We start from the raw sequence: 10,860 nt of genomic DNA, 5'->3' as shown, positions 1-10,860 counted from the left end.
CCCCAGCCCTCTCCCCGCAAGCGGGGCGAGGCAAGAGGCGGCTTAAACCAGCAGCCCCTGCTGCTTCGCCAGATCCTTCAGCGACACCAGCGGCCGGGCGCCGATGTGCTGGATCACCTCGGCGGCGGCGAGCGCGCCGAGACGGCCGGCGTTTTCATGGCCGACATTGCGCACCAGACCGACCAGGAAGCCGGCGGCGAACAGGTCGCCGGCGCCTGTGGTGTCGACGAGCTTGTCGATCGGGGAAGCCGGCGCGGAGGTGACGTCATTCCCCGAGATCACGACGCAGCCCTTCTCGCTGCGGGTGACGACGCCGAGCTTGGTGTCCTTGCCGAACTGCTTCAGCGCGGTGTCGAAATCCGAGGTCTGGTACAGCGAGTGCAGCTCGGACTCGTTGGAGAACACCAGGTCGACGATGCCCTTGCGCATCAGATCGAGGAATTCGTCGCGGTAGCGATCGACGCAGAACGAATCCGAGAGCGTCAGCGCGACCTGGCGGCCGGCGCCATGCGCAATCGTCGCCGCCTTCACGAAGGCGTTCTTGGCGTTCTTCGGATCCCAGAGATAGCCTTCGAGATAGATGATGCTGGCGGCGGCGATCTGGGCCGGATCGATATCGTCGGGCATCAGGTCCTGCGCGGCGCCGAGATAGGTGTTCATGGTGCGCTCGCCGTCCGGCGTCACCAGGATGTAGCAGCAGCCGGTGGCCGGACCGGTCTTGGCCGGCGCAGTGTCGAAGCTCACGCCGGCGGCGCGGATATCGTGGACGTAGAGCTTGCCGATCTGGTCGTCCTTGACCTTGCCGACATAGGCAGCGCGGGCGCCGAGATTACCGACGCCGACGATGGTGTTCGCGGCCGAGCCGCCCGACACCTTGGTCGCCACGCCCATGTCGCTGTAGATCGCGGTGGCGCGCGCCTCGTCGATCAGCTGCATCGAGCCCTTGGTCATGCCGTGACGGCCGAGGAATCCCTCGTCGGTCTGCACCAGCATGTCGAAGATCGCGTTGCCGATCCCGAGAACGTCATATTTTGCGTCAGCCATAGACCTGCCCTGTGTTAACGCCACCCAACAAGAAGCCGCGACCTATCACGTTACGCCTCGGGGCAGCAAGGGAAGCCGGGACCTGTTCCGTCATCCTGAGGTGCGAGCCTCTTGGCGAGCCTCGAAGGATGCACGGTCCCCCTCTGGCCGATTCATCCTTCGAGGCTCGCTCCGCTCGCACCTCAGGATGACGGGACGAATATCGCGCTACTGGCGGCAAGGCGCGCTGCTGCTATAGAGGGCGCCATGTTCCGCTCCTTCCTCACGGTTTCCTCGGGAACGCTGGCCTCGCGACTCCTCGGCTTCGTGCGCGATTCCGTGATCGCGGCGCTGCTTGGCGCGGGGCCGGTGGCGGATGCCTTCCTGGCCGCGTTCCAGCTTGTGAATGTTGTGCGACGGCTATTGTCCGAGGGCGGGCTGAATGCTGCGCTGGTGCCGGCCTGGCTCAAGGTTCGCGACGGCGATGGTGAAGCGGCGGCGCGCGCTTTCGCCGGCCGCGTGCTCGGCACCGTCAGCGCAGCCGTGATCGCGGCCGCGCTCGTGATCGGCGCGCTGATGCCGCTGGTGATCGCGGCGATCGCGCCGGGCTTCGTCGGCCGCGAGACGCTGCAACTCGCGGTCGACAACGCGAGGCTGATGCTGCCCTATCTCGCCTTCGCCGGTCCGGTCACCGTGATGATGGCGCTGCTCAATGCGCAGGGGCACTTTGCGCTGACCGCGTTCTCGCCACTGCTGTTCAACATTGCTCTGATATCAGTGATGGTCGTGCTGCTGATGCGGCAGCAGGATCCGGTGCAGGCCGCACTGGTCATGGCGGCCACGATCGGCGTCGCCGGATTGCTGCAACTGTCGATGCTGGCGCGGCGCGGCGCCAAGCTCGCATCGCCGCTGCGCGTCTCCTTCGATCCCGAAATGCGCGGCTTTCTCGGCCGCGCGGTTCCCGGCATGGTCGCGAGCAGCGCGCCGCAATGGCTGATGGTAGCCGGCGCGGTGATCGCTTCCACCTCGCCATCGGCAGTGTCCTGGCTCTATTTCGCCAACCGCCTGCTCGAGCTGCCGCTCGGCATCGTCGGCGTCGCGATGGGCACCGTGCTGATCCCGGAGATGACGCGCGCGGTGCGCAGCGGCGCGCCTGCCGCGATCGCGCATGCGGAATCGCGCGCGCTTGAACTCGCGGTCGGGCTGGCATTGCCGGCGACGCTCGGCCTGATGGTGCTGAGCGGACCGATCGTGCGGATGCTGTTCGAGCATGGCGCGTTCACCGCGGAGGATTCCGCGGCCACCGCGCAGGCGCTGATCTGGTTGACGCTGGCCCTGCCCGCGCATGTGCTGGTGAAGGCGCTCTCGCCGGCGTTCTTTGCGCGCGAGGACACCATGACGCCGCTGTTCGCGACGCTGAAGGCGGTCGTGGTCGCGATCGCAGCCGCCTTCCTGCTCGGCCGGATGTTCGGCGCCAGCGGAATTGCCGCAGGGATTGCGCTCGGCGCCTGGAGCAATGCACTGGCGCTGATCCGCAAGGGGGCCGCGACCTTCGGCTTTTCGGTCGATGCCGGGGCGCGCCGCCGGCTGCCCCGCATCCTGGCCGCGGCGCTCGCGATGGGCGCGGCGCTGTGGCTCGCGGAAGCTGCCCTGCCGACAGCCGGCAGCCACGGTTTGGCGCAGGCGGCGTCGCTCCTCGTGCTGATCGCGGCCGTCATCGCCGGCTATGGGCTCCTCTTGCAGCTTTTCGGCGTCGCCGGCTGGCGCGAGGCGGTTAACGCCATCAGGCAAAGACGCCCCGCCTGACTTGCACATGCGGGGCTTAAGTGGCAAACGACGCCGCCAGAGCTTTCTTCCGTTCCGATGGTATCGGAACGGCTGCCATTTCCGGGAATTAGACCATGGCGTTCGTTGAACGGGTTTTCTCAGGCGTCCAGCCGACGGGCAATCTGCACCTCGGCAACTATCTCGGCGCCATCGTCAACTTCGTGAAGATGCAGCAGACCCATAACTGCATCTATTGCGTCGTCGACATGCACGCGATCACACAGGGCGTCGAGGTCTGGGGCGGCCCGGCCGAGCTCGCGCGCAACACCCGCGAGGTGACCGCGGCCTTCATCGCCGCCGGCATCGATCCGAAGAAGCACATCGTGTTCAACCAGAGCCAGGTTGCCGGCCATGCCGAGCTGACCTGGATCTTCAACTGCGTTGCCCGCGTCGGCTGGCTGAGCCGGATGACCCAGTTCAAGGAGAAGGCGGGCAAGGACCGCGAAAACGCCTCGGTCGGTCTCTACGACTATCCGGTGCTGATGGCGGCCGACATTCTGTTGTACCGCGCCACCCACGTGCCGGTCGGCGAGGACCAGAAGCAGCATCTCGAACTGTCCCGCGACATCGCGCAGAAGTTCAACAACGACTTCGGCGATTCGATCCGCGGCCACGGCTTCAATGAAGGCCTCTACTTTCCGCAGCCGGAGCCGTTCATCGCGGGTCCCGCGACGCGGGTGATGAGCCTGCGCGACGGCACCAAGAAGATGTCGAAGTCGGACGCATCGGACAATTCGCGCATCAACCTCACCGACGACGCCGAGACCATCGCGCAGAAGATCCGCAAGGCGAAGACCGATCCGGAGCCGCTGCCGTCGGAGGAAAAGGGCCTCGAGACCCGCCCCGAAGCCGACAATCTCGTCGGCATCTACGCGGCACTCGCCGAAATCACCAAGCAGGAGGTGCTCAGCCAGTTCGGCGGCGGGCAGTTCTCCAGCTTCAAGAACGCGCTGGTCGAGCTTTGCGTTGCGAAACTGGCACCGATCGCCGGCGAGATGAAGCGGCTGGTTGCCGATCCCGGCCATGTCGATGCGATCCTGGCCGACGGCGCCAACCGTGCCCGGATCATCGCCGACGAGACCATGCGGATGACCAAGGACATCGTCGGCTTCATCCGCCCGCGCTGACATCACCGGCAGAGCTGCGCGCTCCCTCTCCCCAACGGGGAGGGAGTATGGCAGCATGGGTTGGTTTGGTTCAGCACCGGGACATGCATGACCACCCAGCGACGAAGCTACGAGACAGGTCACAAGCCGAAATGCCTCGTCATCGTTGACGACACCGCGGAATGGGACCGTGCGGTCTATTACGCCAGCCGGTGGGCCATCCGGGTCGGCGGCGGCGTTGTGATGCTGCGGGTGATCGAGACCGAGGACCAGAACCAGCAATGGCTCGGGGTCGCCGACATCATGCGCGCGGAGGCCGAGGAGGCCGCCGATGAGGCGCTCGACCGCGCCGCCGGCCGCGCCAACGGGATCGCCGCAATCACTCCGGAGCGGGTGATTCGCGAGGGTGACCCGACCGAGCAGATCCTCGACGTGATCGAGAACGACGTCGACATCGCGATGCTGGTGCTGGCGGCCAATCCGGGCGCCGAGGGGCCCGGTCCGATCATCACCACCATGGCCAAGACCATGGGGGCGTTCCCGATCCCGGTGACCATCGTGCCCGGCGGCCTGACCGATGCCGAGATCGACGCCCTGTCCTAGAGGAACATTCACAATCGTCGTCATGGCCGGGCTTGTCCCGGCCATGACGACGACGGGATGCGCGCCAGCTCGATAAAGGACCTGGAACCGCGGTTTTGGCGCTTGATCGCGGGCTTTTTAGTTGCCATTTGAAGGGGGAACCCAACGCGCCGGCCTTGAAACCGGCGACGCCGGAGACAGCAGATGTTCATCCAGACCGAAGCCACACCGAATCCCGCCACCCTGAAATTCATCCCGGGCCGCCTGGTGCTCGACACCGGCACCATGGAATTCTCGTCGGCCGAATCCGCCGCCCGCTCGCCGCTCGCCGAACGGCTGTTCGCCGTGTCAGGCGTCACCGGCGTGTTCTACGGCGCCGACTTCATCACCGTGACCAAGGCGGACGGCGACTGGCAGCATCTCAAGCCCGCGATCCTCGGCGCGATCATGGAGCATTACATGTCCGGCGCGCCGCTGCTCACCGACGGCACCGCCGGCAGCGACGACGCGCGCGATGAGGAAGACGAGTTCTTCGACGAAGCCGACGCCGAGACGGTCGAGCAGATCAAGGATTTGATCGAGACCCGGGTGCGTCCGGCGGTTGCCAATGACGGCGGCGACATCACCTTCCGCGGCTTCAAGGACGGCATCGTCTATCTCAACATGAAGGGCTCCTGCGCTGGCTGCCCGTCATCGACCGCAACCTTGCAACACGGCATCCAGAACCTGCTCCGGCACTTCGTGCCCGACGTGCAGGAAGTCCGGCCGATGTAATTTGCACCGGGTGGGCCAGCCAAGCGCGGTTCACCTTCGATACAACACAGCTGTGGTGGGCATGGCACTGCGGGCTTTGCCCACTCCAAAGAGGGGGACGAACAGTGAGCCGGCGAATCGGAAATGGTTCTGACCTTCCGTTCGCCCTGACGTTTGCCCCATGATGATTCTCGCCATCGATACCGCGCTCGACGCCTGCTCCGCGGCCGTGCTCGACACCACCTCCGGCAATACCATCGCCATTGAATCGCAGCCGATGCCGCGCGGCCATGCCGAGGCGCTGATGCCGCTGATCGCACGCGTGATGAAAGAGAGCGGCATCGGCTTTGCCGGGCTCGACCGCATCGCCGTCACCACCGGCCCCGGCAGTTTCACCGGCCTGCGCGTCGGCCTCTCGGCCGCGCGCGGCTTGGCGCTGTCCGCGTCGAAGCCGATCGTCGGACTGTCGACGCTCGCCGCTTACGCCGCGCCCGTGGTCGCCGAGAATGGCGCACACGCCATCCTGTCGGCGATCGATGCGCGGCACGATCATGTCTATTTCCAGCTGGTGGGCGGCGACGGCAGCCCGCTTCTCAAGCCGAAGGTTGCGCCGATCGCAGAGGCGCTGGAAGCCGCGCAGTTTGGCGCGCTGCATCTGGTCGGCAACGCCGCCAATATTCTCGCCGAGCGCTGGCCCGCCGACGCAACGCCGCCGGTGAAGGTCGACAGGCAGCCCGCGCCCGACATTACCTGGGTCGCCTGGGTCGGCGCGGCCGTCGATCCCGACAGCGCGCCGCCGCGGCCGTTCTATCTGCGCGCGCCCGACGCCAAGCCGCCGAAAAACCGGCTCGAAATCAGCACATCACCATCGACATGATCGGCTTTCTGTCACGATGGTGGGGCGGCAGTCCGCCCGCAGTCGAGCCCGCATCGCTACGTGACGCCGCGCGGCTCGCGCAATTGCACGGCGCGTCGTTTCATCGCGGCTGGGGCGAAGGCGAATTCGAGACGATGCTAACCGAGCGCAACACGCTGGTGCACCGGCTGCGGCAGGGACGCAACGTGATCGGCTTTGCGGTCTCGCGAATGGCGGCGGACGAAGCCGAAATCCTGTCGATCGCGATCGATACCGGCCAGCGCGGACGCGGTCTGTCGCACGACCTGCTGCTGACCCATCTCGGCCATCTTGCCGGCCGTGGCATCCGCACCATCTTCCTCGAAGTGGAAGAGAACAACGCGCCGGCGCGACGGCTTTATGAAAGGGCCGGATTCGGCGTGATCGGCCGCCGCGAACGCTATTACAAGCAGCCCGGTGGGGAACATTTGAACGCGCTTCTGATGCGGCGCGACTTGTCGTAACATCGGCGCGATGGCAGAACAGCGCCCTGCTCTGCTCCTCAAGGCTCTTGGTCCATGACGACGGTGAAAATCACGCCTGCGCAGAAGAATACCGGCATCGAGGCGCGCTGCGCCGCGACGGGCATGCGCATGACCGAACAGCGCCGCGTGATCGCGCGGGTGCTGGCGGAGGCCATGGATCATCCCGACGTCGAGGAACTGTACCGCCGCTGCGTCGCGGTGGACGACAAGATCTCGATCTCGACGGTGTATCGCACCGTCAAGCTGTTCGAGGATGCCGGGATCATCGAGCGCCACGACTTCCGCGAGGGCCGCGCGCGTTACGAGCAGATGCCCGAGAGCCATCACGACCACCTGATCAATCTGCGCGACGGCAAGGTGATCGAATTCACCTCCGAGGAGATCGAGAAACTGCAAGCCGAGATCGCGCGCAAGCTCGGCTACAAGCTGGTCGATCACCGGCTCGAGCTCTATTGCGTCCCGCTCGACGAAGACAGCAAGTCGTAAGCGCGTGCCACGCATCGCCAGACCATGAGCTTCGACCTCGTCATCTTCGATTGCGACGGCGTGCTGGTTGACAGCGAGGTGATCTCCTGTCGCGCGCATGCGGATACGCTGACGCGTCACGGCTTTCCGATCACGCCCGACGGCGTCTTGAAGCGCTTCCTCGGCGTGTCCGACCGCGAGGCGCGGCGGATCGTCGAGAGCGAGATCGGCCGCGCGCTGCCCGACACGTTCGAGGCCGAGGTCAAGCACGCGACGCTGAGCTTCTATGCCGACGATCTCAACGCCATCGCGCATGTCGGCGATGCGATCGCCGCGCTCGCCCTTCCGAAGTGCGTGGCGTCGAGCGGCACGCCGGAAAAGATCCATCACGGCCTGACCTGCGCCGGGCTCTACGACCAGCTCGCGCCGCATATTTTCTCCGCTACCCAGGTCCAGCGCGGCAAGCCGGCGCCCGATCTCTTCCTGTTCGCCGCCAACCAGATGGGCGCCAATCCCGGGCGCTGCGTCGTGATCGAGGACAGCGTGGCCGGCGTCACCGGCGGTCGTGCCGCCGGGATGACCGTGCTCGGCTTCTGCGGCGGCAGCCACTGCACTGAGGAACACGAGGACATGCTGCGCAAGGCCGGCGCAGCCATAACCTTTGCCGATATGCGCCAATTGCCCGATTTGATCGGCCGGGCCGGCCAAAAACACCGCCCGATCGCTGGATTTTCGCCGGTTTAGGCTATATTTGAGCCCCGGCGCCCGGATGGCGCCGTTTCCATTTCGTTCTCAGGGTTCCATGACGACGCCGCGCAAGCTGCACATCAAGTCCTATGGCTGCCAGATGAATGTCTACGATGCGCAACGCATGGTGGACACGCTGGCCGGCGAGGGCTTTGTCGAGACCGCGAGCGCCGAAGACGCCGACCTCGTGATCCTCAACACCTGCCACATCCGCGAGAAGGCATCGGAGAAGGTCTATTCCGAACTCGGCCGGCTCCGCGTCGCCAAGGATGAGGCGGCGCGCCGGGGCCGCGAGATGAAGATCGCCGTCGCCGGCTGCGTCGCGCAGGCCGAAGGCGCCGAGATCATCCACCGTGCGCCGACTGTCGACATCGTGGTCGGGCCGCAGAGCTATCATCACCTCCCTGCGTTGCTGAAGCGCGCCAAGGAAAACGGCCGCGCGCTCGAGACCGAATTCCCGGTCGAGGACAAGTTCGGCTTCCTGCCGCAGCCGAAGCCAGATGCGATCCGCGCCCGCGGTATCTCCGCCTTCGTCACCGTGCAGGAGGGTTGCGACAAGTTCTGCACCTTCTGCGTGGTGCCCTATACGCGCGGCGCGGAAGTCTCGCGTCCGGTCGCCAGGATCATCGACGACGTCAAGCAGCTCGCCGACAACGGCGTGCGCGAATTCACCCTGATTGGACAGAACGTCAACGCCTATCACGGCGAAGGCCCCGACGGCCGCATTTGGTCGCTCGGCAGATTGCTCCAACGGATCGTCGAGATTCCCGGCGTCACGCGGCTGCGCTATTCCACCAGCCATCCGCGCGACGTCGACGACGATTTGATCGCGGCGCATCGCGATCTGCCTGAATTGATGCCGTTCGTGCACCTGCCGGTGCAGTCGGGATCGGACCGGATCCTTGCCGCCATGAACCGGAAACATACCGCCGATGACTACCGGCGCGTCATCGACCGGTTCCGGGCTGCACGGCAAGACATTGCTTTTTCATCAGATTTTATCGTGGGCTTCCCCGGAGAGAGCGAGGAAGAATTTTCCGCCACTCTCGCGCTTGTCACGCAAATCGGGTACGCTGCGGCGTATTCATTCAAGTATTCGCCACGGCCAGGTACGCCGGCGGCGGAGATGCGGGAGACGGTGTCAGCAGCCGAGATGGACGAGCGCTTGGGGCGGCTTCAGGAATTGATCGACAGCCAGCAATCGGCCTTCAATAGGGCTGCGATCGGCACAACGGTCGATGTGCTGTTCGAGCGCGCCGCGCGCAATCCGGGCCAGATCGTCGGTCGCACCGCCTATCTGCAGCCCGCCCATGTGATGGCTTCGCCCGACATCATCGGCCAGGTCCGCTCCGTGAGGATCGACAGCCTCGAGCGCTACAGCCTGATCGGCGAGCTTGCGACGCAATCCGCACCCGGCCTCATTTCGCAGACCATTGGAGCCTGAAATCCTTGCCAAAAAGCGCATCGGATTCGTCTTCGCTCGCTCCCAGCCGCAAACCTGACCGCGACATGCAAATGCCACCTGAGACTCAGGTCGTCATCGATTTCGACGACAACCGCGCCGCATCCGCGCTGGTCGGCCCTTACGGCCAGAATCTGGCGCTGATCGAGCGGCGGCTCGGCGTCGTGGTCGATTCCCGCGGCAATCATCTCACCATCGCGGGCTCCCGCGACGGCTGCGATGCGGCGCGGCGCGTGCTCGAGACGCTCTATGCGCAGGCCGTCGAGGGGCACGACCTCGATCAGGGCGAAGTCGAAGGCGCGATCCGCGCCGTGATCGCGCAAGGCTCGCTGTTCGAGTTCGACAACAAGACCGCAAAGCCGACATTCGAGACCATCAATCTGCGCAAGCGTCCGGTGCGCGCCCGCACCGCGGCACAGGATTCCTACATCCGTGCGCTGAAGCGGCACGAGCTGGTATTCGGCATCGGCCCGGCCGGCACCGGCAAGACCTGGCTCGCAGTCGCCCATGCGGCGCAGCTGTTCGAGCGCAAGGAGGTCGATCGCATCATCCTGACGCGGCCGGCGGTCGAAGCCGGCGAGCGGCTCGGCTTCCTGCCCGGCGACCTCAAGGAGAAGGTCGATCCGTATCTGCGCCCGATCTACGACGCGCTGTACGATCTGATGGATGCCCGCGTCGTCGAGCGCGCGCTGCAAGGCAACGAGATCGAGATCGCGCCGCTCGCCTTCATGCGCGGCCGCACTTTGACCAATGCCGCCATCATCCTCGACGAGGCGCAGAACACCACGACGATGCAGATGAAGATGTTCCTGACGCGTCTCGGCGAGAACAGCCGGATGATCGTCACCGGCGACCCGTCGCAAGTCGACCTGCCGCATGGCCAGGCTTCAGGGCTCACGGAAGCCGTGAAGCTGCTCGACGGCGTCGAGGGCATCGCGCAGGTGCATTTCAAGGCCGAGGACGTCATCCGCCATGAATTGGTGGCGCGCATCGTGGCCGCCTATGAGGGATTGCCGCAAAAGCCGGCAAACGCCAGATCTTGAGACCAATAGCTTCGGCCGCGAGCCCGCGCGATGCGGGTTCCGGCCATAACGCAGATTTTGAAACGAAGGTGTCTGCTTTTCCTGCAACCGAGGTTCTCGTCACCGCCGAATGCTGGCAGGCCGAGCCCAATGCCGACGCGGTGATTCACCGCGCCATCGAGGCTGCCGCCGAAATCGCCGACGCCGATGTCGCCGACGCCGAGCTTGCGGTGATGCTGACCGACGACGCCGGCATCCGCACCCTGAACGCCAACTGGCGCAGCATCGACAAGCCGACCAACGTGCTGTCGTTTCCGGCATTGCAGCCGGAAGGCACCGGCGGAGCAGACGATGCTCCGCGCATGCTCGGCGACATCGCGATCGCCTATGAGACGACGCGGCGGGAAGCCGATGAGGAACAGAAGCCGTTCGACCATCATTTGAGCCATCTGGCGGTGCATGGCTTCCTGCACCTGATCGGTTACGACCACGA

12 protein-coding genes are annotated in these 10,860 nt (G+C 65.5%); 11 read left to right on the top strand and 1 reads right to left on the bottom strand.

Annotated elements, in window-relative coordinates; all coding sequences use genetic code 11:
• Nucleotides 1-42: 42 nt before the first annotated feature.
• Entirely contained in the window at nucleotides 43-1,044 is a 1,002-nt protein-coding gene (locus tag FNJ47_RS40405; protein WP_163161651.1) for an adenosine kinase, read from the bottom strand.
• A 246-nt stretch (nucleotides 1,045-1,290) separates the two neighbouring features.
• On the opposite strand from FNJ47_RS40405, the gene murJ reads away from it, so the two are divergent.
• The 11 genes from murJ to ybeY all read left to right on the top strand — a co-directional run.
• Nucleotides 1,291-2,829: a murein biosynthesis integral membrane protein MurJ gene (gene murJ, locus FNJ47_RS40400; protein WP_163161649.1), complete on the top strand. Its 1,539-nt coding sequence runs from the start codon at nucleotides 1,291-1,293 to the stop codon at nucleotides 2,827-2,829.
• A gap of 95 nt (nucleotides 2,830-2,924) precedes the next feature.
• The gene (trpS, locus tag FNJ47_RS40395; protein WP_163161647.1) at nucleotides 2,925-3,977 is read left to right on the top strand and encodes a tryptophan--tRNA ligase; all 1,053 of its coding nucleotides are present in this window, start codon (nucleotides 2,925-2,927) and stop codon (nucleotides 3,975-3,977) included.
• Between the two features lie 87 nt (nucleotides 3,978-4,064).
• Nucleotides 4,065-4,559, top strand: a complete 495-nt coding sequence (locus FNJ47_RS40390; protein ID WP_163161645.1) for a universal stress protein — start codon at nucleotides 4,065-4,067, stop codon at nucleotides 4,557-4,559.
• Between the two features lie 183 nt (nucleotides 4,560-4,742).
• Nucleotides 4,743-5,312, top strand: a complete 570-nt coding sequence (locus FNJ47_RS40385) for a NifU family protein (protein ID WP_163161643.1) — start codon at nucleotides 4,743-4,745, stop codon at nucleotides 5,310-5,312.
• 160 nt (nucleotides 5,313-5,472) lie between these two features.
• Entirely contained in the window at nucleotides 5,473-6,168 is a 696-nt protein-coding gene (gene tsaB, locus FNJ47_RS40380) for a tRNA (adenosine(37)-N6)-threonylcarbamoyltransferase complex dimerization subunit type 1 TsaB (RefSeq protein ID WP_163161641.1), read from the top strand.
• The gene (rimI, locus tag FNJ47_RS40375) at nucleotides 6,165-6,650 is read left to right on the top strand and encodes a ribosomal protein S18-alanine N-acetyltransferase (RefSeq protein WP_163161639.1); all 486 of its coding nucleotides are present in this window, start codon (nucleotides 6,165-6,167) and stop codon (nucleotides 6,648-6,650) included. The genes tsaB and rimI overlap by 4 nt, the downstream gene beginning before the upstream one ends.
• Before the next feature lie 54 nt (nucleotides 6,651-6,704).
• Nucleotides 6,705-7,157 carry a Fur family transcriptional regulator gene (locus FNJ47_RS40370; protein WP_016840396.1) on the top strand — a complete coding sequence of 151 codons (453 nt, stop codon included), beginning with the start codon at nucleotides 6,705-6,707 and terminating at the stop codon, nucleotides 7,155-7,157.
• Nucleotides 7,158-7,181: 24 nt separating this feature from the next.
• Nucleotides 7,182-7,880: an HAD family hydrolase gene (locus tag FNJ47_RS40365; protein ID WP_163161637.1), complete on the top strand. Its 699-nt coding sequence runs from the start codon at nucleotides 7,182-7,184 to the stop codon at nucleotides 7,878-7,880.
• Between the two features lie 58 nt (nucleotides 7,881-7,938).
• A complete protein-coding gene (gene miaB, locus FNJ47_RS40360) occupies nucleotides 7,939-9,327 on the top strand; it encodes a tRNA (N6-isopentenyl adenosine(37)-C2)-methylthiotransferase MiaB (protein WP_163161635.1) in 1,389 nt (462 codons plus the stop codon).
• 65 nt (nucleotides 9,328-9,392) lie between these two features.
• On the top strand, nucleotides 9,393-10,388 hold the full coding sequence (locus tag FNJ47_RS40355) for a PhoH family protein (protein WP_175068484.1): 996 nt from the start codon (nucleotides 9,393-9,395) through the stop codon (nucleotides 10,386-10,388).
• Between the two features lie 68 nt (nucleotides 10,389-10,456).
• Nucleotides 10,457-10,860, top strand: a 404-nt coding sequence (gene ybeY, locus FNJ47_RS40350) for an rRNA maturation RNase YbeY (RefSeq protein ID WP_163161631.1), incomplete at its 3' end; no start/stop codon positions are given.

This window comes from Bradyrhizobium uaiense (assembly GCF_010811875.1).
Taxonomy (GTDB): domain Bacteria; phylum Pseudomonadota; class Alphaproteobacteria; order Rhizobiales; family Xanthobacteraceae; genus Bradyrhizobium; species Bradyrhizobium uaiense.
This window is presented reverse-complemented; position numbering and strand designations above follow the sequence as displayed.